This is a genomic window from Cellulomonas sp. (assembly GCF_035634735.1).
Classification (GTDB): domain Bacteria; phylum Actinomycetota; class Actinomycetes; order Actinomycetales; family Cellulomonadaceae; genus Cellulomonas.
The window spans coordinates 44,171-69,060 of the sequence record NZ_DASQCJ010000041.1 but is presented as its reverse complement, the minus strand read 5'-3'; the positions used below and the strand labels follow the sequence as shown (position 1 = coordinate 69,060).

The following is a 24,890-nucleotide window of genomic DNA, read 5'->3' as shown; positions in this document are numbered from 1 at the left end:
TACGCGGTGCGGACGACGTGGGTAGATTGCCTCCCTACCTAGTCAGGCGTACGATCTAGTCATGACCGAGGACCGGGACTGGCCGGGCGAGTGGCTCCGCGGCGTGCTCCCCCAGGCGGTGCTGCGCGTGCTCGACGACGGGCCCACCTACGGCTACGCCATCGCGGCGCGGCTGGCGGAGGCCGGGATCGGCGAGATCAAGGGCGGCACGCTCTACCCGCTGCTGGGACGCCTGGAGGCCGCGGGCCACCTGACCGTCGAGTGGCGCGCCGGCGAGGGCGGCCCCGGCCGCAAGTACTACGAGATCACCCCGGAGGGGCGCCGCCACCTGCACGACCTGGTGGGGCGCTGGCGGCAGTTCGCCGCCGTCGTCGAGGCCCACCTGGCCGCGCCGTCCCCCGCAGGAGAGGAACCCCGTGCCTGACACCCACCGCCCCACCGACGCCCAGCGGATCGCCCCCGACGTCGACCCGCGCTGGGTGGACGCGTTCGTCCTGGAGGCGCGGCTGCGCGACGTCCCGGGCGAGCGCATCGGCGACGCGCTCGCCGAGGTCGGCGCCCACTGCCGGGACAGCGGCGAACCCGCCGGGGAGGCGTTCGGCGACCCCGCCGCGTACGCCCGCGCCGTCGCCGAGACCTACCCCGCCCCCCGCCCCGCGTGGCTGCCGCACCTCGCACCGCTGGTCGTCGAGATCGCGGGCATGGTCGTGGTGATCACGGCGGTGGGCGAGCTCGCCCGCGGCCGCGAGGTGACCGTGACCTGGGGCCTGCTCGCCATGCTCGCGGTGCTGGTCGCCGGCTGCGGGCTGGTCGCGCTCCTCGCCGGCCGCGTCCTGGAGCTGGTGGTCCGGCGGCCGCTCGTCGCCGCGGCCGCCGTCGGCGCGGGCGCCACCGCGGTGCTCGTGCCCTCGGTGCTGCTGCTCCAGCTCGACGCGCCCGTCGCGGTCGTGCCCGCGCCGGGCGCCCTCGCCGCCGGCCTGCTGCTGCTCGGCGCCGGGATCGCCGCCGACGTGCTCCTCGCCCGGCGCGGCCGGACGGCCGACCCCGTCGTGGGCCCGGGTCAGGAGCCGGCGCCGCGCCGCGCGGCGATGCTGCTGCCGTGGACGGTGCTGGCGTGGACCGCGGTCGGTTCCGTCGTGGTCGGCGTCGCCGGGGCGGTCTCGGGCGGCTGACCGCGACCGGGGAGGCGCGCGTCACCCCCGATCACCCGCCCGTGTCGTCCCATGACTCCGCGGGCGGGCGGATACTGGGCGGGTGAACCTCCTCGACCCCGGCAGCCTCCTCACGGCGTTCGGGGTCGGCGGGATCTTCGTCATCCTGCTCCTCGAGACCGGGCTGCTCATCGGCTTCGTGCTGCCGGGCGACACGCTGCTGCTGGCCGCGGGCGTGCTGAGCGCCGGCCCCGGCGCCCGCCTCCCGCTGGTCGGCGTGCTGCTGGCGGCGACCGCCGGCGCCCTGCTCGGCGCGCACGGCGGCTACCTGCTCGGCCGCGCGGGCGGCCGGTGGGTCACGCGGTCCTCCCCCGAGGGGCGGCTGCACGCGGCCCTCGACCGCGCGGGCGCGATGGTCGAGCGGTACGGGACGGCGCGCACGATCGTGCTGGCCCGGTTCATCCCGGTCGTCCGGACGGTCATCAACCCGCTGGCCGGCGTCACGCGGGTCCCGCTGCGCACCTTCACGGTGTGGCAGGTGGTCGGCGGCGCCGTGTGGGCGTGCGCGATCCCGCTAGCCGGCTGGGCGCTCGGCACCCGCGTGCCCGGGCTCGAGCGGTACGTGACCGGGCTGGTCGTCGTGGCGGTCGGGCTCACCGTGCTCACGAGCCTGGTGCAGTGGCTGCGGACGCGCCGCCGGGCCGGGCGGCCCGCGGCCGGCGAGGCGGAGCCGGTCGACGCGTCGGCGCGCTGACCGGCGTCCGGCGCGCGCCGCTCCCGCAGGTCAGCCATGCTGTCCGGCATGACGACAGGTCAGGTCGTGGCGGTCGTGTGGGGTGCGGTCGCCGTCGTGTTCGGCGTCGTCTTCGTCCTGCAGCGCGAGCGCATCTCGCGTGCGGCCCGCGAGGTGCGGGCGCGGCGCGGCGGGCACGTCGGCCCGCGCACCCAGTCGCCGGGCCTGATGGCCGCGGGCGGGGCGTTCCTGGTCGTCGCGGGCGCGGCGGTGCTGGTCGCGGGCCTGACCGGCGCGCTCGCCTGACGCCCGACCCCGAGCCGCCCGCCGGTCGACCCACCGCACGACGACGCCCCGCCGAGCGCGGGGCTCGGCGGGGCGGTCGGTGCTGCGGGGGCCAGGCCGGGATCAGAAGTCCCAGTCCTCGTCCTCGGTGTTCACGGCCTTGCCGATGACGTACGAGGAGCCCGAGCCCGAGAAGAAGTCGTGGTTCTCGTCGGCGTTCGGGGACAGGGCGGAGAGGATCGCCGGGTTGACGTTCGTCTCGTCCTTCGGGAACAGCGCCTCGTAGCCCAGATTCATGAGGGCCTTGTTCGCGTTGTACCGGAGGAACGCCTTGACGTCCTCGGTGAGGCCCAGGGGGTCGTACAGGTCCTGGGTGTACTCCACCTCGTTGTCGTACAGCTCGAAGAGCAGCTCGAACGTGTAGTCCTTCAGCTCCTGGCGCTCGGGCTCGGTGAGCTTCTCCAGGCCCTTCTGGAACTTGTAGCCGATGTAGTACCCGTGCACGGCCTCGTCGCGGATGATGAGGCGGATCAGGTCGGCCGTGTTGGTGAGCTTGGCCCGCGAGGACCAGTACATCGGCGCGTAGAAGCCGGAGTAGAACAGGAACGACTCGAGCATGGTCGAGGCGACCTTGCGCTTGAGCGGCTCGTCGCCCCGGTAGTAGTCGAGGACGATCTCGGCCTTGCGCTGCAGGTTCGGGTTCTCCTCCGACCAGCGGAAGGCCTCGTCGATCTCGGGGGTGGAGATCAGCGTCGAGAAGATCGACGAGTAGGACTTGGCGTGCACCGACTCCATGAACGCGATGTTGGTGTACACCGCCTCCTCGTGCGGGGTCAGCGCGTCGGGGATGAGCGACACGGCGCCGACGGTGCCCTGGATGGTGTCGAGCAGGGTCAGGCCCGTGAACACGCGGGTCGTCATCTGCTTCTCGACGTCCGACAGGGTCGCCCAGGACTGGATGTCGTTCGACACCGGCACCTTCTCGGGGAGCCAGAAGTTGCCGACGAGCCGGTCCCAGACCTCGACGTCCTTCTCGTCCTCGACGCGGTTCCAGTTGATCGCCTGGACCCGGTCGACCAACTTCAGCTTCTCGGCCATCACTGCTCCATGTCGTGTCCGGTGCCGCGGTCTCGCGGCGGGTTCGGGCGGCGGCCCGGCGGGGTCTGACCCCTATGGTGCACCCTCGCGCGACGGCGCCGGCCGGGCCCTGGGACCCGGCCGGCGCTGTCAGGTCAGAGCATGCAGGAGACGCAGCCCTCGACCTCGGTGCCCTCGAGCGCCATCTGCCGCAGGCGGATGTAGTAGATCGTCTTGATCCCCTTGCGCCAGGCGTAGATCTGCGCCTTGTTGATGTCGCGCGTGGTGGCGGTGTCCTTGAAGAACAGCGTCAGCGACAGGCCCTGGTCCACGTGCTGCGTGGCCTCGGCGTACGTGTCGATGATCTTCTCGTAGCCGATCTCGTACGCGTCGTCGTAGTACTCCAGGTTGTCGTTCGTCATGAACGGCGCCGGGTAGTACACGCGGCCGAGCTTGCCCTCCTTGCGGATCTCGATCTTCGACGCGATCGGGTGGATCGACGACGTCGAGTTGTTGATGTACGAGATCGAGCCCGTCGGCGGGACCGCCTGGAGGTTCTGGTTGTAGATGCCGTGCTCGCGCACCGACTCCGCCAGCTCCCGCCAGTCGTCCTGCGTCGGGATGTGCACGCCGGACGTGGCGAACAGCTCGGCGACGCGGGCGGTCCTCGGGACCCAGGTGCCCTCGATGTACTTCTGGAAGTACTCGCCGGTGGCGTACTTCGAGTCCTCGAAGCCGGCGAACGCCTGGCCCCGCTCCTTGGCGAGCAGGTTCGAGGCACGGATGGCGTGGAAGGCCACCGTGTAGAAGTAGATGTTCGTGAAGTCCAGGCCCTCCTCGGACCCGTAGAAGATCCGCTCGCGCGCCAGGTACCCGTGCAGGTTCATCTGCCCGAGGCCGATGGCGTGGCCGCCGCGGTTCGCCCGCTTCACCGACGGGACCGACTCGATGTCGGTCTGGTCGGACACGGCGGTGAGGGCCCGGATCGCGGTCTCGACCGAGCGGCCGAAGTCCGGCGAGTCCATCGCGAGCGCGATGTTCATCGAGCCGAGGTTGCAGGAGATGTCGCGGCCGACGTGGTCGTACGACAGGTCCTCGTTGAAGGTCGAGGGCGTCGAGACCTGGAGGATCTCCGAGCACAGGTTCGAGTGCGTGATCTTGCCCTTGATCGGGTTGGCCTTGTTGGCCGTGTCCTCGAACAGGATGTACGGGTAGCCCGACTCGAACTGCAGCTCGGCCAGCGTCTGGAAGAAGTCGCGGGCCTTGATCTTCTGCTTGCGGATCTGGCCGTTGTCGACCATCGCGCGGTAGTTCTCGGAGACGTTCACGTCGGCGAACGGCTTGCCGTAGACGCGCTCGACGTCGTACGGCGAGAACAGGTACATGTCCTCGTTGTTCTTGGCCAGCTCGAACGTGATGTCCGGGATGACGACGCCCAGCGACAGGGTCTTGATGCGGATCTTCTCGTCCGCGTTCTCCCGCTTGGTGTCGAGGAACCGCATGATGTCCGGGTGGTGCGCGTGCAGGTAGACCGCACCCGCGCCCTGGCGGGCGCCCAGCTGGTTCGCGTAGGAGAACGAGTCCTCGAGCAGCTTCATCACGGGGATGACGCCGGACGACTGGTTCTCGATGTGCTTGATCGGCGCGCCGTGCTCGCGGATGTTCGAGAGCAGCAGCGCCACGCCGCCGCCGCGCTTGGACAGCTGCAGGGCGGAGTTGATGCCGCGCGCGATCGACTCCATGTTGTCCTCGATGCGCAGCAGGAAGCAGGACACGGGCTCGCCGCGCTGCGCCTTGCCGAGGTTGAGGAACGTCGGGGTCGCCGGCTGGAACCGGCCGGACACGATCTCGTCGACGAGCTGCAGCGCGAAGGTCTCGTCACCCTCGGCCAGCGCGAGCGACACCATCGCGACGCGGTCCTCGAAGCGCTCCAGGTACCGCTTGCCGTCGAACGTCTTCAGCGTGTACGAGGTGTAGTACTTGAAGGCGCCCAGGAAGGTCTGGAAGCGGAACTTCTTCGAGTAGGCGTGCTTGAACAGCGCCTTGACGAACTCCTGGCTGTACTGGGCGAGGACGTCGGCCTCGTAGTACTTGTTCTCGACCAGGTACTCGAGCTTCTCCTCCAGGTCGTGGAAGAAGACCGTGTTCTGGTTGACGTGCTGCAGGAAGTACTGCCGCGCCGCCTCCCGGTCCTTGTCGAACTGGATCTCGCCGTTCGCGCCGTAGAGGTTCAGCATCGCGTTGAGCGAGTGGTAGTCCATCTCGGGCGTGATGGTGATGACCTCGGTCGCGTCGGTCATGCCGGCGTCGGTGAGTGTCGCTGCCAAAATCGTCCCCATCCCTCTCGGACGCGTCGCACGTCCTCGGTCGTTCCCATGAGCTCGAAGGCGTACAGGTACGGGACCTGGCACTTCGCCGCGATGATGTCTCCGGCCATGCAGTAGTGCGCGCCGAAGTTGGTGTTCCCCGCCGCGATGACGCCGCGGATCAGGGAGCGGTTGGTCGCGTCGTTGAGGAACTTGACGACCTGCCGCGGGACCGCGCCGCCCTCGTTGCCGCCGCCGTACGTGGGGACCACCAGGACATAGGGGTCCCGCACGTGCAGGAACGGCTCCGACGGGCGGAGCGGGATCCGCGTGGCGTCGATGTCCAGCTTGTCGACGAACCGGCGGGTGTTCTCCGAGACGGAGGAGAAGTAGACCAGGGAGCTCATCGCCCCACCCCTCCTCGCCCCGGGTGGATCGTGGACCCGTGCGACCGTGCCGCCCGGGTCACCGGGCGGCGCACGGCCGCGTCAGGCGACGGAGACCGCGGCGCGGTCGGCGAGCGCCTTGATCTGGTCCGGGCGGTAGCCCGACCAGTGGTCGCCGTCGGCCACGACGACCGGGGCCTGCAGGTGGCCGAGGGACATGACGTAGTCACGCGCGTCGGCGTCCTCCGTGATGTCCACGACCTCGTACTGCAGGCCGGCCTTGTCCATGGCGCGGTAGGTCGCGTTGCACTGGACGCAGGACGGCTTGCTGTAGACGGTGATGGTCATCGCTGTCTCCCCGGTGTGAAAGGCCTGGCTGGTACGTGCGCCCCCGCGCCCGCCCCGCATGCTGCTGGTGGTGCTGTGGTGCCGCTCTCGGGCCGCTGCGGCCGGGCCGGTCGGGCGTCTCTCCGACGTCCCCGTGCCCTCGTCCAGCGGCGAGTCACGACACTACACCTAGTGGTGAGTCCGGCAAGGGACCACTAGGGCTGGTGTTACACACATGTCGTTTCCACAGGCTGTGCACCGCCGTCCCGGTGTCCGACTTCATCCACAGGCTACGGGCGACCACTGACACGCGCAGGCGTGGCGGGGCCTGCTGGAAGGCGTCGTCGTCCACAGGTATCCCCAGGTCACGCACAGGGCGGCGCACATGTGGACGGACGGACTTCACCCGCCCGGCCGGGTGACGCACGTCGCCCGCGCGGGCGGGTGGGACCGTCGTCCCGGCACGGCGTGTCGCGCGGGCACCGGCGTGTCGCGGCGGATCGCGATCCGCCGCATGGTTGCGTGTACGCGCAGATATGCACACACTGACCCCGTGCTCCGCGCCCTCGCCCACCCCGTGTACCGCCGGCTGTTCCTCGCCCAGGTCGTCGCCCTGGCCGGCACCGGCCTCGCGACCGTCGCGCTCGGGCTGCTCGCCTACGACCTGGCGGGTGCCGACGCCGGCGCCGTCCTCGGCACCGCGCTGGCGGTCAAGATGGTCGCCTACGTCGTGGTCGCCCCGCTGGCCGCCGCGGCCGTCGCCCGGCTCCCCCGCCGGCACGTCCTGGTCGGCGCGGACGCCCTGCGGCTCGTCGTCGCGCTGGGCCTGCCGTTCGTCGACCAGGCCTGGCAGGTGTACGTGCTGGTGTTCGTGCTCCAGGCGTCGTCGGCGACGTTCACGCCCACCTTCCAGTCCGTGGTGCTGGACGTGCTCCCGGACGAGGACGACTACACCGCCGCGCTGTCGCTGTCCCGGCTGGCCTACGACCTCGAGGCTGTGCTGTCGCCGGTGCTCGCCGCGGCGCTGCTGCTTGTCGTGCCGTCGTCGGCCCTGTTCCTCGGCACCGCCGCCGGGTTCGCCGGGTCGGCCGCCCTGGTGCTCGCGACCGCGGTCCCGGCGCGCGGCCGGTCGGTCGACGACGACGGCGACGACGGCCCCGAGGCGCCGTTCGGGCGGCGCGCGCGGCGGGGGACGCAGCTGCTGGTGCGGACGCCCGCGCTGCGCCCGGTGCTCGCGCTCAACCTGGCCGTCGCGGCGGCGGGCGCGTTCGTGCTCGTGCAGACGGTGGTGGTCGCCCGGTCGACCTTCGGGGCGGGCGAGGGCGCGGTCGCGGTGCTGCTCGCGGTGAACGGGGCGGGGTCGATGGCCGCGGCCGTGCTGCTCCCCCGGGTGCTGCGCCGGACGCCCGAGCGGCGGGTCATGCTCGGCGGGGCGGCGCTGCTCGCCGGCGCGACGGCGCTGGTCCCGCTCGCGCTCGGCGCCCCGTCCGCCGCCGGGCTCGCGGCGCTCGGCGCGCTGTGGCTGGTCGTCGGGATCGGCTGGTCGGCCGTGGAGACCCCGGTCGGCCGGATCGTGCGGCGGAGCGTGCCCGCGCGCGACCTGCCGGCGGCGTTCGCGGCGCAGTTCTCGCTGTCGCACGCCTGCTGGCTGGTCACCTACCCGCTGGCCGGCTGGCTCGGCGGCGCCGGCGCGCTCGGCCCGGGCGGGACCGCGGTGCTGCTGGCGGCCGTGGCGGCCGGCGCGGGGGTCGCGGCGGCCGCGCTGTGGCCCCGCGCCACCACCCACGTCACCGCGCCGGCCGCGGCCGCGGCGGAGGAGTCGGTGCGATCATGACGACCGTGGCCACCCCGCAGCAGCAGCGCAGCGCGCCCCCGGACGCCGACCTCGACCACGCCGTCGAGGTGCTGCGGCTGCTCGCCGACCGGACCCGGCTGGCGATCCTCGCGATGCTCGACGGCACGGAGATGTCGGTGTCCGCGATCGCCGCGGAGCTCGGACGTCCGGGGCCGGCGGTGTCCCAGCACCTCGCGAAGCTCCGCGCCGGCCGGCTGGTGACCTCCCGCCGCGACGGCACGACGATGTACTACGGCCAGCCGGACGAGCACGTCGCGGCGCTGGTGACCAACGTGCTGCACCACTCCGAGCACGTCCTCTACGCGACGCCGCCGCACCACCGCTGACGACCGCCGGGTCGCTCAGGCGGACCCGGTGAGGATCACCATGCCCTTGCTGCCGCGGGGCTCGCGGAAGCCCTCGGCCTCGAGCTCCGCCTGCTGCCGGTCGGACGCCGCCACCGCCCCGACCGTCTCGCCCGGCCCCGCGACGGCCCGGCAGAGCGCCGCGGCGCCCGCGAGCGCGGCCGCCCGGTCCGCGCCGGGGTCCCGGAGCGCGACCCGCCCGAGCCACCACGTCGTCCGGACCTGCGGCGCGATCCGGAACAGCCCCCGCCGCTCCTCCGGCGTGCGCTCGGCCCGGTTCCGGAGCCACTGCAGGACGGCCAGCGTCAGCAGGTAGCCGTACAGCGCGCCCATGGCGACGAACACCGGGACCGGGGGCATCCCTCGGACCAGCGGGCGGAACAGCAGCCACACCGCGGCGCCGATCGCGATCGCCACGCCCGGGGAGATCGTCCGGCTCAGCGACACCGTCGTCCGGCGGTCGTCGCGGTGGTACCGGTCCCGGCCGACGGTCAGCACCCGGGCGGGCCAGCACCAGGCGGTCCGCGCGGTACGGACGGCACCGCGCGCGCCCGGGGGCACGCCGTCGGCGGCGAGCGTCCAGGCCACGCCCGCGAGGTCGCCCGCGCGCACCGGCAGCCAGCCCACGGTCGCGGCGGCGGCGCGGCGCTCGTCCCGGCTCGGACCCGTCATGGGCGCAGCCTGCCGCGACCCGGCCCGCCGCGCACGGCGACCCGGCCCGCCGCGCCGCGCCCCTCCTCAGGACGCCAGCGCGTCCGCCGCGGCCTGCACCATGCGGGTCGCCCACGCGAAGGCCTTCTGCGCGTCCGTGGCGCTCATCGGTCCGGCCGTGTACTGCGACCTGGTCTTCAGGGCGATCAACCGGCGGAAGGTCGTCTCGAGGGCCCGACCCGCCGGCCCGGAGGCCGCCAGCTCGACCGCGGCGCTCTTGTGGTCGTCGCTCTTCCCGGTGCGCCCGGTCGAGCTCAGGCAGATGACGTCCTTGGCGTTGATGCCCGCGAGCACCGAGCTCGACGTCGAGGCGGTGCACAGCCCTCCGGCGAGCTCGACCTCGGCCGCCTCGAGGAACTCCCGCGCCTTCGCCAGGTGGGCTTGGGCGTCGGTCAGCGCCGTCATGCCGGGCGCCTCGCGGTCGGGACGCTGGACCGCGACCCGACGAGGAAGCGCCCGTCCGCGCGGACCTCGTCCAGGAGGCGCTCGCCGGCGTCCGCCATCTCCGCGAGCTCTCGCGGCGACCAGCTCAGCAGGTCGACGGCGTTCCCGGTCCACCGCTGGATCGCTCCGTCCAGCTCGTCCACGTCGTGCCGCCAGAGAAGGTTGTCGTCGTCGACGTCATCGGGACGCACCACGAGCACGTCGATATCGCTGCCGACGTGCCCGTCCCCCCGGGCGGCCGACCCGAACACGGCGACCGCGACCGGCTCGTGCTCGAACGTCGCGACCTGCGCGACGATCCGCTCCCACAGTCGTTCCCGGGCGGTGACGAGCGCGGCGATCGGGGCGTAGAGCAGGTGCTCGGTGTTCATCTCGTAGAGCACGGCGCTCCCTGCCGGGGTGGCGCTGACGACGCCGGCGGCGGCGAGGTCGCGGAGGACGGCGGCGGTGCGGCTCTGGGACACCCGGGGTCGCGTGAGCTGGGCGATCTGGCGCCCGGTCAGAGGTCGACCCGAGCGGGCCAGGACGGCCAGGACCGGCCCCTGCGCCGACGGCAGCACGGCTCCCATCGGGTACTCCAGGTCCACGCGCACCACCTCCGGGTCCACGGTATCGCGTCTGAGTCGAATACTGTTCACGTGAGCCGAATTGTGCTCACTGCTGCGGCACGCGACGGTCGCGGGAAGGGTGCGTGCCCTCGCGCGCGCGGGCGCGGTGAGCAGCTGTCGGCGCCCCCGCGAATCGTCACGCGCCCGCAACATGCGCCGCCACGTGCGGAAACATGTACCCGGTTCTGTATACAGACATGAGTACAGACGTCGCCCCCGGCTCGGGGCAGCCGCACGCCGGGGCGGGCCCCGCGGCCCCGGCCGGCCCCGAGGGGTCCGCCACCTCCCGCCGCGAGCGCGTCTACCTGACCATCCGCGACGAGCTGATGAGCGGGCGGGTCTCCCCGTACGAGCGGCTGACCGAGGAGCGCCTGGCCGAGCGGCACGGCGTCTCCCGGACCCCGGTCCGCGAGGCCCTGGCCCGGCTGCTGGCCGACGGGATCGTCGTGAAGCGCGAGAGCGGCCTGCACCTGTACGTGCCGAGCTTCCGCGAGCTGACCGACCTGTACGAGCTGCGGATCACCCTGGAGCTGCGCGGCCTGACCCGGGCGCTCGAGGACCCGACGGTGCACCACGACCGCGCCCGGCTCGAGGGCGAGCTGGCCCACTGGTACGGGTTCCGCGACGACCGCCCGGCCCCGGACGCCGGGTTCGTCAGCGAGGACGAGCGGTTCCACTTCACGCTGCTCGACTCCTCCGGCAACCCCGCGCTGACCCAGGCGCTGGCGCAGACGAACCGCCGGATCCGGTCGGTGCGGATGTACGACTACCTGACCGAGGACCGGATGGCGGCGACCATCGGCGAGCACATCGGCATCGCCGAGCTCGTGGTGCGCGACCGGCTGCCGCAGGCGCTGGAGGCGCTGCGCGCCCACGTCGGCGCCTCCCGGGAGGTCGTGATGGAGCGCGCCGCCGCCGCGCTGGAGATGACCCGCCTGATGGCCCGCGAGGAGCAGCGATGACCGCCACGACCACCACCCCGACGACCGCTCTGGCCCGCGTCGGCCGCGCCTTCGCCGACCTCGCCGCCGCCGGCCGACCCGACGTCTGGACGCTCGTCCGGGACCGCGCCGACGTCGAGGCCGAGGCCCGCGCGGTCGACGCCCGGGTCGCCGCCGGCGAGGCGCTCCCGCTCGCCGGGCTCGTGCTCGCGGTGAAGGACAACATCGACGTCGCCGGCCTGCCGACGACCGCCGCGCACCCCGCGCACCAGGTCGTCGCGGGCCGCTCCGCCACCGTCGTCGACCTGCTGCGCGCCGCCGGGGCGGTCGTGCTGGGCAAGACCAACCTCGACCAGTTCGCGACCGGGCTGACCGGCAGCCGCAGCCCGTACGGCGGGGTGGCGAGCGCGGTCGCCCCCGACCGGGTGTCGGGCGGCTCGTCGTCCGGCTCGGCGGTCGCGGTGGCGCTGGGGATCGCCGACCTGGCCCTCGGCACCGACACCGCCGGCTCCGGCCGCGTCCCCGCCGCGTTCAACCGGGTCGTCGGGATCAAGCCGACGCTGGGGCTGGTGCCGAAGGACGGCGTCGTGCCGGCCTGCGCCTCGTACGACTGCGTCACCGTGCTGGCCCGGGAACTCGACCTGGCCCGGCGGGCGATGGCCGTGATGGCGGCGCCGAGCGCGCTCGACCCGTCGTCGCGCACCTGGCCGGCGGACGTGCGGCTCGCCGCCCCCGCCGCGCCCGTCGTCGCCGTGCCGCGGGACGCCGACCTGGCCGAGGTCGCCCCGGGCGTGCGGGCGCGGTTCGACGCCGCGGTCGCCCGGCTCGTCGCGGCGGGCGCGACCACCCGGGTCGTCGACCTGACGCCGTTCCTCGCCGCCGCCCGGCTGCTGTACGGCGGCGGCCTGGTGGCCGAGCGGTACGCGGCGTTCGGCGCCTACCTCGCCGAGCACCCGGAGGGCGCCGACCCGACGGTCGCGCGGATCGCCGCCGAGGCCGGCCGGGTCACCGCGGCCGAGTACCAGGCCGCGCGGGACGAGGTGGCCGCGCTGCGGACGACCGCGCTGGCCGCGCTCGACGGCTGCGACGCGCTGCTCGTCCCGACCGCGCCCGAGCACCCGACGCTCGCCGAGGTGGCCGCCGCGCCGCTCACCACCAACGCCCGGCTCGGGGTGTTCACCAACTTCGTCAACCTGTTCGACCTGGCCGGCGTCGCGATGCCGCTCGGACCGACCGGCGCGGGCGAGGCGGGCGTCACCGTCCTCACCCGGGCGTTCGACGACCAGGTCGCGCTGGACCTGGCCGCGCTGCTGGAGCTGGACGGCCGGGCCGACGACGCCTCGTGGCGCGACCTGCCCGCCGCCGACGCCCCGGCGCCCGCGCCGCTCCCGGCGGCCGGCGTCCCCGTCCTCGTGTTCGGCGCCCACCTGCGCGGGCAGCCGCTGCACCCCGAGCTGCTGGCGCTCGGCGCCCGCTGGGTGGGCCCGGCCCGCACGGCGCCCGACTACCGGATGCTCGCGCTGGCGACGACCCCGGCCAAGCCGCTGGTGCACGCCGTCGCGCCCGGGACCGGCGGGGTGCTGGAGGGCGAGGAGTACCTCCTCACGCCCGACGCCCTCGGGCGGCTGCTGCTGTCCGTGCCCGCGCCGCTCGGCCTGGGCCGCGTCCGCACCGACGACGGTCGCGAGCTCGTCGGCTTCGTCGGCCAGCCCGGCGCCGCCCCGGACGCCGCCGACGTGACCCACCTCGGCGGGTGGCGCGCGGCCCTCGCCGCGAGGACCGCCGCCCCCTCCGCCTGACCTACCCGAGACCCTCCCCGATCCCCCGCACGCCGAGAGAGAAGAGACCCCCGTGCGCCTCCGCAGCCCCCTCGTGACCGGCTCCGCCGTCCTGCTCGTCGCCGGCCTCGCCGCCTGCTCCCCCGACTCCGCGGGCGCCGCGCCCGCCGGTGGCGACGGCGACGGCCCCACCGTGGTCACCGTCGGCACCCTCAAGGGCCAGCCCCACCTGTACGCCCCGTTCCTCTACGAGGACCTGGCCCCCGAGGGCGTCGAGTTCGAGGTCGTGCAGTTCGACACCTCGCCCGACATCAAGAACGCCGTGGTCAGCGGCAACATCGACTTCGGCGTCGCCGGCGTCCCGTCCGCCGTGTCCGGCGCGGCCGCCGGGCAGGACGTCGTCGTGGTCGCCGCGGCGGCCGACGGCGGCTCCGGCATCATCGGCCGCGAGGGCCTGGACGGCGTCGAGTCGCTGGCCGGCCTGACCGTCGGGTACCCGCAGGGCTCGTCGCAGGAGATCCTGCTCCGCCTGACCCTCGAGGCCGCCGGGATGGACGCCGACTCCGACCTCGAGCTGGTCAACCTGCCGTTCTCCGACATGGCGGGCGCGCTGGCGGCCGGCCGGATCGACGCGTTCGCCTCCGCCGAGCTCGGCCCGTCCACGGCGCTGCAGGCCGGCGCCGTGGAGGTCGCCTCGCCGTACGACACCCCGGTCGGCCGCGTGAACATCGGCCTCTACACGACCGGCGAGCTCATCGAGAGCGACCCCGAGCTGGTGCAGCAGGTCGTCGACACCCACGTGCGGGCCACCGAGCAGATGGCCGCGGACCCGCAGGCGTGGGCCGACGGCGTGGTCGCCGAGTTCGGCATCGACCAGGCCGTCGTCGACACCGCGGTGCAGAACATCTGGCCGCGCTGGGAGATCGACGACGAGTACGCGGCCCAGGTCGGCGCGCTCGTGGAGCAGATGGCCCTGCTGAAGCAGATCGACGGCGACGTGGACGTGGCCACGCTGCTCGACACCACGTTCGTCGAGGCCACCGAGGCCGGCGGCGACTCCTGACCACCCGGTGCGCCGGCCCGGCCCGCCCGGGCCGGCGCACCCCGCCCGCGAGGGAGACCCCCATGACCAGCACCGAGGCCACCCCGGCCGCCCCGGCGACCGCCGCCGTGCCCGCCCGTGCCGCGCAGGCGGCCGCGCCCGACGACGCGCCCACCGCCGCGGCCGCGCCGCGCACCGGGCGTCCCGGGCGCCCCGCCCGACGCGGCCCCCGCGTCGGCCCGCTCCTGCTCGCGCTCCCCGTCCCCGCGCTCGTCCTGGTCCTGTGGACCGTCGGCGTGCAGCAGGCGTGGGAGCTGCCGTTCGGCATCAAGATGGGCTTCCTGCCCACCCCGCTGGAGGTCGGCCGCCGCCTGGTCGACCTGGCCGTGGGCGGGATCGTCGACGACGCGTTCAGCGGCACCCTGCTCGCCCACCTGTGGGCGTCGACCCAGCGCGTGCTCGCCGGGTTCGCCCTGGCGGTCGCGCTCGCCGTGCCGCTCGGCGTCGTCATGGGCCGGTTCTCGCTCGCGTTCCGGATGCTCGAGCCGACGGTGAACCTGGCCCGGCCGATCCCGGTCACCGCCTGGGCGCCGCTGACCCTGCTCATCATCGGCTACGGCGACGGCTCCGCGATCTTCCTGGTGTTCCTCGCCGCGTTCTTCCCGGTGCTGCTCAACACGATCGCCGGCGTGCGGCAGGTCCCGGTGCGGCTGCTGGAGGCCGCCGCGATGCTCGGCACCAAGAAGGCCCAGGTGCTCTACAAGGTGGTGCTGCCCGCCTCGATGCGGTCGATCGCCAGCGGCCTGCGGGTCGCGCTCGGCCTGGCCTGGGTGATCCTCGTCGTCGGCGAGACCGTCGGGATCAACACCGGCCTCGGCGCCATGATCACGCAGGCCCGCGACCAGTCGAAGACCGACCTGATCGTCGCCGGGATGGTCGTCATCGGCCTGTGCGGCTTCGTCGCCGACCGCCTGCTCACCGGCCTCCTCGCGCTCGCCACCCGCGGCCGACCCACCCTGACCTGACGCGCCCCGCCCGACCCGACAGGAGACGACCATGCCCCGCATCGGCACCGTCCGCCCCCGCCAGCCCGCCGACGTGCACGTCGCCGGCCTCGGCAAGCAGTACCCGACCCGGTCCGGCGGGACCGTCGCCGCGATGGCCGACGTCGACCTCGACGTCCCCGCCGGCGAGTTCGTGTGCGTCGTCGGCGCGTCCGGCTGCGGCAAGAGCACGCTGCTGCGGATCCTCGCCGGATTCGAGGACGCCACGTCCGGCACCGTCGCGGTCGCCGGCGCACCGGTCACCGGCCCCGACCCCGAGCGCGGCGTCGTGTTCCAGGACTACGGCCTGTTCCCGTGGCTGTCCGTGCGGGAGAACATCGCGTACGGGCCGCGGCAGGCGCGGCTGCAGCGCTCGGTCGTCGCCGAGCGGACCGACCGGTTCCTCGCCGCCGTCGGCCTGACCCGGTTCGCGGACAAGTACCCGAGCGAGCTGTCCGGCGGCATGCAGCAGCGCGTCGCCATCGCGCGCGTGCTCGCCAACGACCCGTCGCTGCTGCTGATGGACGAGCCGTTCGGCGCGCTCGACGCCCTGACCCGGTCCTCGCTGCAGGGCGAGCTGTCCCGGATCCACCGGGAGACCGGCACGACCGTGCTGTTCGTGACGCACTCGATCGAGGAGGCCGTGTTCCTCGCCGACCGGGTCGTGGTGATGGCGGGCGGCGCGGCGCACGGGGTCCCCGGGCACGTGAAGGAGGTCGTCCGCATCGACCTCGCCGGCGAGCGGGACGTCACGTCCGCGGAGTTCAACGCCCTGAAGCGCCGCATCTCGGCCCTGGTGCACGAGGAGGTCGCGGCCCCGGCCGCGTGACCCGCGGATCGGCCCTCGGCCACCTCGCCGAGAGAGGACCCGCGCGCCGAGACAGGACGCGCCGCGGCCCTGTCTCGGCGAACGGGTCCTACCTCGCGGCCTCGTCGGCCCCGTACGCCGCGAGCACCGCGCGGGCCGCCGCGGCGAGGACCGCGTCGTCCGGCTCCGCGGCCTCGTCCGGGTGGTCCGTCAGCACGGCGAGCACGATCGGCTCGCGCCCCGGGGGCCAGACGACCGCGAGGTCGTTCCGCGAGCCGTACCGTCCGGCGGTCCCCGTCTTGTCGCCGACCACCCAGCCCTCCGGCGTCCCCGCGCGGATCGCGTCCAGGCCCGTCGTGCTCGCGGTCAGCCAGCCGACGTAGGCCTCGCGGACCGCCGGGTCCAGGGCGTCGCCGAGGGCGTAGGTCGCCAGCCCCTCGCCGAGGGCACGCGGGCTCGACGTGCGCGCCGGGTCGCCCGGCGTGAACCGGTTGAGCTCGGGCTCGGCGGCGTCGACCCGCGTCGTGGTGTCGCCGCGGGCCGCGAGCGCCGCCTGCAGCGCGTCCGGGCCGCCCAGGTGCCGGAGCAGCACGTTGAGCGCGCCATTGTCGCTGTCGGTGACCGCGGCCGCGCCGAGCTCGCCGATCGTCAGGTCCGTGCCGGCCGTGCCGGCGGTGACCGGGGCGTGGCCGACGTCCGCGACGTCCTCGGCGGTCACGGTCAGCGGCTGGTCGAGCACCGACGCCGGCCGCCCCGCCAGCACCTCGCCGGCCGCGAGCGCCTTGAGCGTCGACGCGTAGCCGAACCGCTCGTCCGCGCGGTACGCCACGGTGTCGCCGGTCGCGGTGTCGCGGGCGTAGACGCCGACGCGGCGGCCGGTCGACCGCTCCAGCGCCGCGAGCTCGGCCGCCACGGCGGCGGTGAGGTCGGCGGGGGCGGCGGGCGCGGGCGAGGCGGTGCCCGCGGTGGGCGCCGGCGCGGGCACCTCGGTCGCCCGCGGGTCGGGCCCGCCGGGCGTCCCGGGCGCGCAGGCACCGAGCACGGCCGTCAGCGCCAGCGCGACCAGGGCGGCCGCGCGGCGCTCAGCGCGCACCCGGCCGCCACAGCACGATCGCCCCGCGCGCCCCCACGGCGCGCGGGTCCTCCGCGGGCGCGGCGCCGTCCGCGGTGCCCCGCCGGCGCTGGCCGCGGCCCATGGCCACGACGTCCCCGGACGGGTGCGCGGTGAACACGCGCCGCCCGGGCTCGGCGAACGCCCGCAGGTACTCGACCTGCCGGCTCAGCCGCTCGACCTCGGACTCGAGCTCGAGGATCCGCTTGATGCCGGCGAGGTTGACGCCCTCCTCCTGGGAGAGCCGCTGCACCTCGCGCAGCGTGGCGATGTCGCGCAGCGAGTACCGCCGGCCGCGGCCGCGGGTGCGCCCGGGCTGCACGAGCCCGAGCCGGTCGTACTGCCGCAGGGTCTGCGGGTGCATGCCCGCGAGCTCGGCGGCGACCGAGATCACGTAGACCTGCGCGTCCTCCGAGACCATCCCCGCCACCTCCTCCGGTCGTCCGTCGGCGGGCCGGCGCGCCCGGGCCGCAGCCCCGCGCGCCGGCGCCGTCCGTCAGTCCTTGGCGCGCGCCAGCAGGTCGGCCCGCGGGTCCTCGCCGGACGTCGCGATCCCGAACGCCTGCACGGCCTCCTTCGCCGCGGCGCTGAGCCGCTGCGGGACGACGACCTGCACGGTGACCAGCAGGTCCCCGGTGCCGCTCGTCGTGGTGACGCCGCGGCCCTTGACCCGCAGCGTCCGGCCCGACGGGGTGCCCGCCGGGATCTTCAGGCGCACCTGCCCGCCGTCGAGGGTCGGCACGGGCACCTCGGCGCCCAGCGCGGCCTCGTCGAAGGCGACCGGCAGGGTCACCCGGAGGTTGTTGCCGTCCAGCGCGAACACCGGGTGCGGCGTCACGCGCACGGTGACCTCGAGGTCGCCCGCGGGCGCGCCGTTCTCCCCGGGGCGGCCCTTGCCGCGCAGCCGGATCTTCTGGCCGTCCCGCACGCCGGCGGGGATGCGGGCCTTGACGGTCCGCCCCTCGACGCCGAGCGCCACGGTCGAGCCCTCGACCGCCTGCCGGAACGGCAGCGTGGTCACGGCCGCCAGGTCGGCGCCGCGTCGCGCGGTGCGGCCCTGGCCGAAGCCGCCGCCCCCGCCGAACAGGCCGCCGAGCAGGTCCTCGAACCCGCCGTTGCCGCCCGCGGCGCCGCCGCCCGCGCCCTGCGGGAACCGCACGCGGGTGCCGCCGGCGCCGCCGCCGAACACCCCGCCGAACAGGTCCTCGAAGCCGCCGTTCGCGCCACCCGCGCCGCCGGGCCCGCCGGCGCCCGCGCGGAACCGCGCGCCGCCGGCCATCGCCCGGAGCTGGTCGTACTGCTGCCGCTGCTCGGGGTCGGAGAGCACCGCGTAGGCCTCGCCGACCTCCTTGAACTTCGCCTCCGCCGCCGCGTCCCCCGGGTTGTGGTCGGGGTGCATCGTGCGGGCGAGCTTGCGGTACGCCTTCTTGATCGTGGCCGCGTCCGCGTCCTTGGCGACGCCGAGCACGGCGTAGAAGTCCTTCTCCAGCCAGTCCTGACCGCTCACGACGCCTCCTTCCGCTCTCTCGTCCGGTCCCCCGGGGCCTGCGTCCGACCCCGGACCGGGGTGGACCCGACGGCCGGGGCCGCGCCGTGACGACGCGGCCCCCGCCGGTGGGTCCTGATGATGCCCGTCACGCCTCCGGGTCGACGACCGCCACCCGGGCGGCGCGGATCACGCGCTCGCCCATGCGGTAGCCGGGCTGCAGCACCTGCTGCACCGTCGGCTCCGTGACGTCGGCCGAGTGCCCGTGCATGAGCGCCTCGTGCACCGTCGGGTCGAACGGCTCGCCGGCCGCGCCGTAGCGCTCGATGCCGAACCGCCCCAGGGTGCCCTCGAGCTTCTCCGCGATCGACGCGAACGGGCCGACCAGGTCGCCGTGCTGGCGAGCCAGCTCGATGTCGTCGAGGACGCTGATCAGCGCCTCGGCGACGGACGCGACGCCCTGGTCCCGGGCGGTGACCGCCTCGGCCTTGGACCGCTTCACGTACGCGGAGTACTGCTGCTCGAGGTTGAAGTAGTCGGCGTTCCGCCGCTGCAGCTCGTCGAGCCGCTCGGCGGCGAGCTTCTGCGCCTCGACCAGGCCCTCCAGCATCACGGCCTCCTCGGCGGCGGTCGCCGCCTGCTCGGCCTCGGCCAGCACCTGCTCCTCGGCCGTCGGCTCGCGCAGCTGCCCGGTCTCCGGGTCGATGCGCCGCTTGTCGGTCACGCGCGGGGCCTCCTCCTCGGGATCGCGCCCCTGCGGGTTCGGCTGGTCGGTCACTTCTTGTCGCCCTCGTCGTCGACGATCTCGGCGTCCACCACGTCGTCGTCCTGCGCGGACGACGCGTCGCCCGCCGGCTGCTCGCCGGCCGGGGCGCCCTCGGGCTGCTGGTTCGCCGAGTACAGCGCCTCGCCGATCTTCTGCGACGCGGTGACCAGCGCGGTCTGCTTCGCGGTGACCTCGGCCAGGTCGTCGCCCTCGAGCGCCTTCTTCAGGTCGTCGACGGCCGAGCGGACCTCGGTCTTCACGTCGTCGGACAGCTTGTCGTCGTTGTCGGTGAGCAGCTTCTCCGTGGAGTAGACCAGCTGCTCGGCGGAGTTGCGGGTCTCCGCCTCCTCGCGACGCTTCTTGTCCTCGGCGGCGTGCGCCTCGGCCTCCTTGACCATGCGGTCGATCTCGTCCTTCGGCAGGCCGGAGCCGCCGGAGATCGTCATCGACTGCTCCTTGCCCGTGCCGCGGTCCTTGGCGGACACGTGCACGATGCCGTTGGCGTCGATGTCGAAGGTGACCTCGATCTGCGGGACGCCGCGCGGGGCCGGCGCGATGCCGGTCAGCTCGAACGTGCCGAGCGGCTTGTTGTCCCGGGCGAACTCGCGCTCGCCCTGGAACACCTGGATCAGCACGGACGGCTGGTTGTCCTCGGCCGTCGAGAAGATCTCGCTGCGCTTGGTCGGGATGGCCGTGTTGCGCTCGATGAGCTTGGTCATCACGCCGCCCTTGGTCTCGATGCCGAGGGACAGCGGGGTCACGTCGATCAGCAGGACGTCCTTGCGGTCGCCCTTGATGACGCCGGCCTGGAGCGCGGCGCCCACGGCCACGACCTCGTCCGGGTTGACGCCCTTGTTGGGCTCCTTGCCGCCGGTGAGCTCGCGCACGACGTCGGCCACGGCCGGCATGCGGGTCGAGCCGCCGACGAGCACGACGTGGTCGATGTCGGCCAGCTTGATGCCGGCGTCGCGGATGACCGCGTTGAACGGCGCCTTGGTCCGCTCGAGCAGGTCGGCCGTCATCTGCTGGAACTGCGCCCGGGTGAGCTTCTCGTCCAGGTGGATCGGGCCGTTCTCGGACATCGAGAGGTACTGCAGGCTGATGTTGGTGCTGGTCGCGGAGGACAGCTCCTTCTTGGCCTGCTCCGCCGCCTCGCGCAGCCGCTGCAGCGCGATCTTGTCCTTCGACAGGTCGACGCCGGTCGAGTTCTTCACCTGGCCGACCAGCCACTCGACGATGCGGTTGTCCCAGTCGTCGCCGCCGAGGCGGTTGTCGCCGGAGGTCGCGCGGACCTCGATGGTCGAGAAGTCGTCGTCCTTGCCCACCTCGAGCAGGGAGACGTCGAACGTGCCGCCGCCGAGGTCGAAGACGAGGATGAGCTCGTCCTCCTTGCCGCGCTCCAGCCCGTAGGCGAGGGCGGCCGCGGTCGGCTCGTTCACGATGCGCAGGACGTTCAGGCCGGCCACCTGGCCGGCGTCCTTGGTCGCCTGGCGCTCGGCGTCGTTGAAGTACGCCGGGACGGTGATGACCGCGTCGGTGACGGGCTCGCCCAGGTACTCCTCGGCGTCGCGCTTCAGCTTGCCGAGCACGCGGGCCGAGATCTCCTGCGCGGTGTACTTCTTGTCGTCGATCTCGACGGACCAGTCCGTGCCCATGTGGCGCTTGACGGACGAGATGGTGCGGTCGACGTTGGTGACGGCCTGGCGCTTGGCCACCTCGCCGACGAGGACCTCGCCGGTCTTGGAGAACGCGACGACCGACGGGGTCGTCCGCGAGCCCTCCGCGTTGGCGATGACGGTGGGCTCCCCGCCCTCGAGGACGGCGACCACGGAGTTCGTGGTGCCCAGGTCGATGCCGACTGCTCGTGCCATGTCTGTGCTCCTTCGTCGTGCTGCGTGGTCCGGCGCTCGTCCGTCCCGGGGCGGGACGGTGGCGCCTTGAGCCTGCTGCGCTCAAGTCTGCGTCGCGGTCGGTCGCGGTGCAACTCCGCGGCTGCGAACTTGAGTCTGCTGGGCTCAACGTTGGACTCGCCCGGATGATTCCCCTCCCGCCGGGCGGGCCCTACGCTCGGCCCGTGGCGACTGACCCGGACGAGGCGCGCGCCGCGGTCCAGGCGGCCGCGTGGCGTCGCCGTGCGGGGGTCGAGTCACCCGAGGGGCTCGTCGACGTCGCCGTCTCCGCGCTGGTGGCGGGTCTCGACTCCCCGGCCCTGGCCGAGCTCGCGGGCGCGGACCCGCGCGAGGCGCACGACGTGCACGACCTGTTCGCGGAGGCGCTCGGACAGCTCGGGCTCGCCTGGCCCGACGAGCGGACGGCGCTCTGGCAGGTGGTGCGCTCGACCGCGCGGCAGATCGTCGACGGCGAGGTCGACCCGTGCGACGGGGCCGCCTGGATCTGGCGGCACGCAGGACACGACCGCGCGCTCGAGGGCGACCTCCGGGTCTTCATCGGGCTGGCGTCCGAGTACGAGGGCCTCCCCGCAGACGGGGCTCCGCTGCCGCCGGGATGGCCGCGCTCGGCTGCGGACGACCTTCCCGGGTACCGCGACCGGCTCCGCCGCGAGATCGTGCGGGCCGCCGAGGACCTGCTCGGACGCGCCGAGCCCCGGAGGTGGCTCCGGCTGAGCGCGGACGCCGACCACCCGCTCTCGCTGTCGCTGCCGAGCCAGCACGGCACCCTGCCGCCCGTCGACCCGACCGGCCTCCCGGTCCCCGCGGGCGTGGCGGAGCAGGTGGACGCGTGGCGGCTGGCGCGGCGTGCGGTGGAGGGGCGGGGTGGGTTCGACTCCCGCGAGCACGCCGTCCGCTTCGTCGAGGAGGGCCGGGCGCTGGCCGCGTCGCTCCAGGAGGCGCTCGGCGACACGTGGGTCGTGGAGTACTGGCCCGAGCCGACGGCGCCGCCCGGCCTCCGGCTGCGCCCGCGGGGATGGCGACGCCGGAGAGGGCGCGGCCGACGCTCGTGACGCTGCGCCGACGGGCACGGCTCGGACGAGGTCAGATCACGTCGCCGCGGTCCTCGGCCGCCCGTCGGGCCCACCGCTCCCGGGTGATCTCGTACCGGTACCCGCCGAGGTCCGCGCCCTCGACCGCGAGCATGTCGTCGGGGGTCGGCAGCGGCTCCGTCACCGTCATCCCGACCTTCTCCATGACGCGCTGCGACGGGCGGTTCAGCGCCATCGTCGCGCCCCACACCACCCGCACGCCGAGGTCGGTGAACGCCTTGTCGACGAGCGCCGTCGACACCTCCGTCGCGTAGCCCCGGCCCCAGGCGGCGCGGCGCAGCCGGTACCCGAGCTCGACCTCGTCCAGCGGGCCCTCGCGCTCCGGGCGCAGGCAGAACCAGCCGAGGAACGCGCCGTCGCCGGCCTCGTGCGCCGCGAACAGGCCGAACCTGCCGGCCCACCGGTCGTAGCCGGCGCGGATGCTCGGCAGGTCGCGCTCCCGCACCAGCTCCGGCGCGGTCGGCTCGCCACCGGACAGGTAGCGCATCACCGCGGGGTCGCTGTCGAGCTCGATCAGGAGGTCGGCGTCGTCCGCGCCGAACGGCCGCAGCGTCACGCGCTCGGTGCGCAGGTACGTCTCCACGGCGGCCAGCATGCCGGACCGGCCGGCCGGGGCGGCGGTGCCCCGGCCGGCCGTCGCGGTTCAGATCAGGTCGACGCGGTCCGCCTGCGGCCCGCGGTCGCTCTGCCGCACCTGGTAGCGGACGCGGTCGCCCTCGTACAGCGCCTCCTCGCGCTCCAGGACGGACACGTGCACGAACAGGTCCGGCCCGCCGTCGTCGGGCGTGATGAAACCGAACCCGCGCTCCGCGTCGTAGCGCGCGACGACGCCCTGGCCGCCGCGCGCGGACGTGCGGGGCGCCGGGCCGCGGCCGGCGTCGCGCCGGTCCGACCCCCCACGGCCGCCGTGGCCGCCGTGGCCGCCTCGCGACGGGCCGCCGACCAGCCGGACGCCCTGGGCCTGCAGGCCCTTCTCCCCCTCCGAGGCCCGGAAGCTGACCCGGTCGCCCTCGACGAGCTCCGCGAGGTCGCCGGACAGCGACCGGGCGTGCACGAACACGTCCTGGTCCCCGGAGTCGGGGGTGATGAAGCCGAAGCCCTTGCCCGCGTCGTACCAGGTCACGGTGCCGTCGGCGCCGTCGTTCTTCGCGGCGGCGCGGCTCGGGCCCGCCGCGGCGTCGGCGCCGAGCGGCAGCAGGTGGTCGGCCTGCGGGCCCTTCTCCCCCTCGACGACGAGGAACGCGACGCGCTGGCCCTCGGCGATCACGCCGCCACCGACGATCGCGGAGCTGTGCACGAAGATCTCGCCGTCCCCGCTGTCGGGGGTGACGAAGCCGTAGCCCTTGGCCGGCTCGTACCAGTTGACGGTGCCGAGCACGCCGAGCGCCGCGTCGGCGGCGACGTCACCGGTGACGCGGACCTGGCGGGCCTGCGGGCCGCGGTCGCTCTCGCCGACCTCGAACTCGACGGCCTGCCCCTCGCGGAGGGACTTCGTCCCGTCCTGGCCGACGATCTCGGACGCGTGGACGAACAGGTCCTCGGCGTCGTCGCCGAGGGCGAGGAAGCCGAACCCTCGCTCGGTGTCGAACCAGCGGACGGTTCCCTGCGGCACGGTGGTACTCCTCGGTGGTGATGGCGGTTGCTGACTCCAGTGTCCACCGGTCGGCGGCGCGGGACGAACCGCTCCCGGGCGGCGGGCGGTAGCGTCGCCGCGTGGTCCGCCGTCGCAAGGTCTCCTCCGGGGCGTCGCCGGCGACCCGGGCGCGGTACGCGAAGCGGCGGGCGCGCCGGGTCGCCCTCGCGGACAACGACCTGACGGCGGCCGAGTGGGCCGGCCTGGTCGACGCGTGGGGCGGGGCGTGCGCGTACTGCGGCACGGCCACCCCGGCGCTGCAGCGCGACTGCGTGCTGCCGATCTCGCGCGGCGGCCGGTACACGCTCCAGAACGTCGTGCCGGCGTGCGCGTCCTGCAACGCGAGCAAGCACAACGACGAGGTCACCGGGTGGCTGCGGCGGAAGAGGCTCGACGAGCGGGCGTTCCTTGTCCGGCACGCGACGATCCTGCGGGCGCTGCGGCCCACGGACGACGCCGCCGAGGCGGCGGACGCGGCCGAGGCCGGCGGGCCGGCGTGAGGCCCGACGCGCCAGCGCGCCGAATCGTCACCGCCACCCCGGACGCGCCCTGGCTTCCGCCCGGCGGGCTCGCCGAGGTCGTCGCCGATCCCGGCGGCCACGCGCCCGCGCCGACCGGGCTGGTCCGGCTCCTCGTGCGCCGCCACGGTCGCGCGTTGTGCGTGCCGCGCTCCGGCTCCGGCAAGGTCGACCTGCCGACGCGGCCGGTGCCCGACCTGGGCGACGGGCGCGGGGCGGCGGAGGACCTGGCGGGCGAGGTGCTCGGCACGGCCGACGGCCTCCGGCTCGTCGGGTACGTCCGCAACGTCGTCGCGCCGGGGGCCGAGGACTACCCGTGGCCGACGCCCGTCGCGCACTTCGCGGTGTGGGAGGCGGAGGGCGACCCGCAGGTGCCGGGGTCGTGGGTCCCGCTCGACGGCCCGGTGCTCCGCGACCGCCACTGGTGGCCACTGGCCGGCGGGCCGGTGTGACCAGACCCACCGTGGGCCTGCCGGGACCCGCCGCGTAAGATCCTCCGGGCCCCGCGCGACCGCGGCGCCCTACTCCCCACCCCA

The 24,890-nt window shown here is 74.5% G+C and carries 28 protein-coding genes; 14 read left to right on the top strand and 14 right to left on the bottom strand.

All coding sequences use genetic code 11. From position 1 onward, the window contains the following. The first annotated feature begins 61 nt into the window (after nt 1-61). From VER05_RS03870 to VER05_RS03855, 4 genes are all read left to right on the top strand, one after another. Entirely contained in the window at nt 62-424 is a 363-nt protein-coding gene (locus VER05_RS03870) for a PadR family transcriptional regulator (RefSeq protein WP_324844076.1), read from the top strand. Then, nucleotides 417-1,172 (top strand): hypothetical protein, encoded by a 756-nt coding sequence (locus tag VER05_RS03865; protein WP_324844075.1) that lies wholly within the window; start codon nt 417-419, stop codon nt 1,170-1,172. Before VER05_RS03870 ends, VER05_RS03865 begins: the two co-directional genes overlap by 8 nt. Nucleotides 1,173-1,254: 82 nt before the next feature. Continuing rightward, the gene (locus tag VER05_RS03860) at nt 1,255-1,905 is read left to right on the top strand and encodes a DedA family protein (RefSeq protein ID WP_324844074.1); all 651 of its coding nucleotides are present in this window, start codon (nt 1,255-1,257) and stop codon (nt 1,903-1,905) included. Between the two features lie 48 nt (nt 1,906-1,953). Beyond that, nucleotides 1,954-2,190: a hypothetical protein gene (locus tag VER05_RS03855; protein ID WP_324844073.1), complete on the top strand. Its 237-nt coding sequence runs from the start codon at nt 1,954-1,956 to the stop codon at nt 2,188-2,190. A 102-nt stretch (nt 2,191-2,292) separates the two neighbouring features. On the opposite strand, the gene nrdF is transcribed toward VER05_RS03855, so the two are convergent. The 4 genes from nrdF to nrdH form a co-directional block, all read right to left on the bottom strand. Beyond that, complete coding sequence (gene nrdF / locus VER05_RS03850) at nt 2,293-3,267, bottom strand: class 1b ribonucleoside-diphosphate reductase subunit beta (RefSeq protein WP_324844072.1); 975 nt, start codon at nt 3,265-3,267, stop codon at nt 2,293-2,295. 134 nt (nt 3,268-3,401) lie between these two features. Further along, on the bottom strand, nt 3,402-5,546 hold the full coding sequence (nrdE, locus tag VER05_RS03845; protein WP_324844071.1) for a class 1b ribonucleoside-diphosphate reductase subunit alpha: 2,145 nt from the start codon (nt 5,544-5,546) through the stop codon (nt 3,402-3,404). Continuing rightward, nucleotides 5,543-5,959 (bottom strand): class Ib ribonucleoside-diphosphate reductase assembly flavoprotein NrdI, encoded by a 417-nt coding sequence (nrdI, locus tag VER05_RS03840; RefSeq protein WP_147795260.1) that lies wholly within the window; start codon nt 5,957-5,959, stop codon nt 5,543-5,545. Before nrdI ends, nrdE begins: the two co-directional genes overlap by 4 nt. 81 nt (nt 5,960-6,040) lie before the next feature. Continuing rightward, nucleotides 6,041-6,286 carry a glutaredoxin-like protein NrdH gene (nrdH, locus tag VER05_RS03835; RefSeq protein ID WP_324844070.1) on the bottom strand — a complete coding sequence of 82 codons (246 nt, stop codon included), beginning with the start codon at nt 6,284-6,286 and terminating at the stop codon, nt 6,041-6,043. A gap of 532 nt (nt 6,287-6,818) precedes the next feature. On the opposite strand from nrdH, the gene VER05_RS03830 reads away from it, so the two are divergent. Next, a complete protein-coding gene (locus VER05_RS03830) occupies nt 6,819-8,099 on the top strand; it encodes an MFS transporter (RefSeq protein ID WP_324844069.1) in 1,281 nt (426 codons plus the stop codon). Continuing rightward, nucleotides 8,096-8,446: a metalloregulator ArsR/SmtB family transcription factor gene (locus VER05_RS03825; protein WP_324844068.1), complete on the top strand. Its 351-nt coding sequence runs from the start codon at nt 8,096-8,098 to the stop codon at nt 8,444-8,446. The genes VER05_RS03830 and VER05_RS03825 overlap by 4 nt, the downstream gene beginning before the upstream one ends. A gap of 15 nt (nt 8,447-8,461) precedes the next feature. Here the strand turns inward: VER05_RS03825 and VER05_RS03820 are convergent, their stop codons facing one another. The 3 genes from VER05_RS03820 to VER05_RS03810 all read right to left on the bottom strand — a co-directional run bounded on the left by VER05_RS03820 (nt 8,462) and on the right by VER05_RS03810 (nt 10,215). Then, nucleotides 8,462-9,136, bottom strand: a complete 675-nt coding sequence (locus VER05_RS03820; RefSeq protein ID WP_324844067.1) for a hypothetical protein — start codon at nt 9,134-9,136, stop codon at nt 8,462-8,464. Nucleotides 9,137-9,202: 66 nt separating this feature from the next. Further along, nucleotides 9,203-9,580, bottom strand: a complete 378-nt coding sequence (locus VER05_RS03815) for a DNA-binding protein (protein WP_324844066.1) — start codon at nt 9,578-9,580, stop codon at nt 9,203-9,205. After that, on the bottom strand, nt 9,577-10,215 hold the full coding sequence (locus tag VER05_RS03810) for a nucleotidyltransferase domain-containing protein (protein WP_324844065.1): 639 nt from the start codon (nt 10,213-10,215) through the stop codon (nt 9,577-9,579). Before VER05_RS03810 ends, VER05_RS03815 begins: the two co-directional genes overlap by 4 nt. 209 nt (nt 10,216-10,424) lie before the next feature. Between VER05_RS03810 and VER05_RS03805 the strand changes: the two genes are divergently transcribed. The 5 genes from VER05_RS03805 to VER05_RS03785 all read left to right on the top strand — a co-directional run bounded on the left by VER05_RS03805 (nt 10,425) and on the right by VER05_RS03785 (nt 15,860). After that, nucleotides 10,425-11,189 carry a GntR family transcriptional regulator gene (locus VER05_RS03805; RefSeq protein WP_324844064.1) on the top strand — a complete coding sequence of 255 codons (765 nt, stop codon included), beginning with the start codon at nt 10,425-10,427 and terminating at the stop codon, nt 11,187-11,189. Further along, on the top strand, nt 11,186-12,967 hold the full coding sequence (gene atzF / locus VER05_RS03800) for an allophanate hydrolase (RefSeq protein ID WP_324844063.1): 1,782 nt from the start codon (nt 11,186-11,188) through the stop codon (nt 12,965-12,967). The genes VER05_RS03805 and atzF overlap by 4 nt, the downstream gene beginning before the upstream one ends. A gap of 52 nt (nt 12,968-13,019) precedes the next feature. Beyond that, nucleotides 13,020-14,009 carry an ABC transporter substrate-binding protein gene (locus VER05_RS03795; protein ID WP_324844062.1) on the top strand — a complete coding sequence of 330 codons (990 nt, stop codon included), beginning with the start codon at nt 13,020-13,022 and terminating at the stop codon, nt 14,007-14,009. A 62-nt stretch (nt 14,010-14,071) separates the two neighbouring features. Further along, nucleotides 14,072-15,013 (top strand): ABC transporter permease, encoded by a 942-nt coding sequence (locus VER05_RS03790; protein WP_324844061.1) that lies wholly within the window; start codon nt 14,072-14,074, stop codon nt 15,011-15,013. 31 nt (nt 15,014-15,044) lie between these two features. After that, entirely contained in the window at nt 15,045-15,860 is an 816-nt protein-coding gene (locus VER05_RS03785; RefSeq protein WP_324844060.1) for an ABC transporter ATP-binding protein, read from the top strand. Between the two features lie 88 nt (nt 15,861-15,948). Here the strand turns inward: VER05_RS03785 and bla are convergent, their stop codons facing one another. The 5 genes from bla to dnaK all read right to left on the bottom strand — a co-directional run bounded on the left by bla (nt 15,949) and on the right by dnaK (nt 21,073). Then, nucleotides 15,949-16,932 carry a class A beta-lactamase gene (gene bla, locus VER05_RS03780; RefSeq protein WP_324844059.1) on the bottom strand — a complete coding sequence of 328 codons (984 nt, stop codon included), beginning with the start codon at nt 16,930-16,932 and terminating at the stop codon, nt 15,949-15,951. Beyond that, complete coding sequence (locus VER05_RS03775; protein WP_324844058.1) at nt 16,922-17,371, bottom strand: heat shock protein transcriptional repressor HspR; 450 nt, start codon at nt 17,369-17,371, stop codon at nt 16,922-16,924. Before VER05_RS03775 ends, bla begins: the two co-directional genes overlap by 11 nt. A gap of 75 nt (nt 17,372-17,446) precedes the next feature. Then, on the bottom strand, nt 17,447-18,457 hold the full coding sequence (locus VER05_RS03770; RefSeq protein WP_324844057.1) for a DnaJ C-terminal domain-containing protein: 1,011 nt from the start codon (nt 18,455-18,457) through the stop codon (nt 17,447-17,449). 127 nt (nt 18,458-18,584) lie between these two features. Further along, complete coding sequence (locus VER05_RS03765; protein WP_324844056.1) at nt 18,585-19,214, bottom strand: nucleotide exchange factor GrpE; 630 nt, start codon at nt 19,212-19,214, stop codon at nt 18,585-18,587. Continuing rightward, nucleotides 19,211-21,073 carry a molecular chaperone DnaK gene (gene dnaK / locus VER05_RS03760; RefSeq protein ID WP_324844055.1) on the bottom strand — a complete coding sequence of 621 codons (1,863 nt, stop codon included), beginning with the start codon at nt 21,071-21,073 and terminating at the stop codon, nt 19,211-19,213. The genes VER05_RS03765 and dnaK overlap by 4 nt, the downstream gene beginning before the upstream one ends. 203 nt (nt 21,074-21,276) lie before the next feature. Here dnaK and VER05_RS03755 point away from each other — a divergent pair, with 203 nt between their 5' ends. Next, nucleotides 21,277-22,164, top strand: coding sequence for a hypothetical protein (locus VER05_RS03755; protein ID WP_324844054.1), 888 nt, complete (start codon nt 21,277-21,279; stop codon nt 22,162-22,164). Between the two features lie 31 nt (nt 22,165-22,195). On the opposite strand, the gene VER05_RS03750 is transcribed toward VER05_RS03755, so the two are convergent. Then, nucleotides 22,196-22,786, bottom strand: a complete 591-nt coding sequence (locus VER05_RS03750) for a GNAT family N-acetyltransferase (RefSeq protein WP_324844053.1) — start codon at nt 22,784-22,786, stop codon at nt 22,196-22,198. 60 nt (nt 22,787-22,846) lie between these two features. Next, nucleotides 22,847-23,815 carry a cold-shock protein gene (locus VER05_RS03745; protein WP_414647542.1) on the bottom strand — a complete coding sequence of 323 codons (969 nt, stop codon included), beginning with the start codon at nt 23,813-23,815 and terminating at the stop codon, nt 22,847-22,849. 101 nt (nt 23,816-23,916) lie between these two features. Between VER05_RS03745 and VER05_RS03735 the strand changes: the two genes are divergently transcribed. Both VER05_RS03735 and VER05_RS03730 read left to right on the top strand, forming a co-directional pair. Next, nucleotides 23,917-24,336, top strand: a complete 420-nt coding sequence (locus tag VER05_RS03735) for an HNH endonuclease signature motif containing protein (protein WP_324844052.1) — start codon at nt 23,917-23,919, stop codon at nt 24,334-24,336. After that, nucleotides 24,333-24,806, top strand: coding sequence for an NUDIX hydrolase (locus VER05_RS03730; protein ID WP_324844051.1), 474 nt, complete (start codon nt 24,333-24,335; stop codon nt 24,804-24,806). Before VER05_RS03735 ends, VER05_RS03730 begins: the two co-directional genes overlap by 4 nt. Nucleotides 24,807-24,890 lie beyond the last annotated feature (84 nt).

Coding starts and splice junctions, on each gene's coding strand:
- VER05_RS03870 (WP_324844076.1), top strand. CDS start 62: ATGACCGAGGACCGGGACTGGCCGGGCGAGTGGCTCCGCGGCGTGCTC.
- VER05_RS03855 (WP_324844073.1), top strand. CDS start 1,954: ATGACGACAGGTCAGGTCGTGGCGGTCGTGTGGGGTGCGGTCGCCGTC.
- nrdF (WP_324844072.1), bottom strand. CDS start 3,267: ATGGCCGAGAAGCTGAAGTTGGTCGACCGGGTCCAGGCGATCAACTGG.
- nrdE (WP_324844071.1), bottom strand. CDS start 5,546: ATGACCGACGCGACCGAGGTCATCACCATCACGCCCGAGATGGACTAC.
- nrdI (WP_147795260.1), bottom strand. CDS start 5,959: ATGAGCTCCCTGGTCTACTTCTCCTCCGTCTCGGAGAACACCCGCCGG.
- nrdH (WP_324844070.1), bottom strand. CDS start 6,286: ATGACCATCACCGTCTACAGCAAGCCGTCCTGCGTCCAGTGCAACGCG.
- VER05_RS03825 (WP_324844068.1), top strand. CDS start 8,096: ATGACGACCGTGGCCACCCCGCAGCAGCAGCGCAGCGCGCCCCCGGAC.
- VER05_RS03820 (WP_324844067.1), bottom strand. CDS start 9,136: ATGACGGGTCCGAGCCGGGACGAGCGCCGCGCCGCCGCCGCGACCGTG.
- VER05_RS03815 (WP_324844066.1), bottom strand. CDS start 9,580: ATGACGGCGCTGACCGACGCCCAAGCCCACCTGGCGAAGGCGCGGGAG.
- VER05_RS03805 (WP_324844064.1), top strand. CDS start 10,425: ATGAGTACAGACGTCGCCCCCGGCTCGGGGCAGCCGCACGCCGGGGCG.
- atzF (WP_324844063.1), top strand. CDS start 11,186: ATGACCGCCACGACCACCACCCCGACGACCGCTCTGGCCCGCGTCGGC.
- VER05_RS03790 (WP_324844061.1), top strand. CDS start 14,072: ATGACCAGCACCGAGGCCACCCCGGCCGCCCCGGCGACCGCCGCCGTG.
- VER05_RS03785 (WP_324844060.1), top strand. CDS start 15,045: ATGCCCCGCATCGGCACCGTCCGCCCCCGCCAGCCCGCCGACGTGCAC.
- VER05_RS03775 (WP_324844058.1), bottom strand. CDS start 17,371: ATGGTCTCGGAGGACGCGCAGGTCTACGTGATCTCGGTCGCCGCCGAG.
- dnaK (WP_324844055.1), bottom strand. CDS start 21,073: ATGGCACGAGCAGTCGGCATCGACCTGGGCACCACGAACTCCGTGGTC.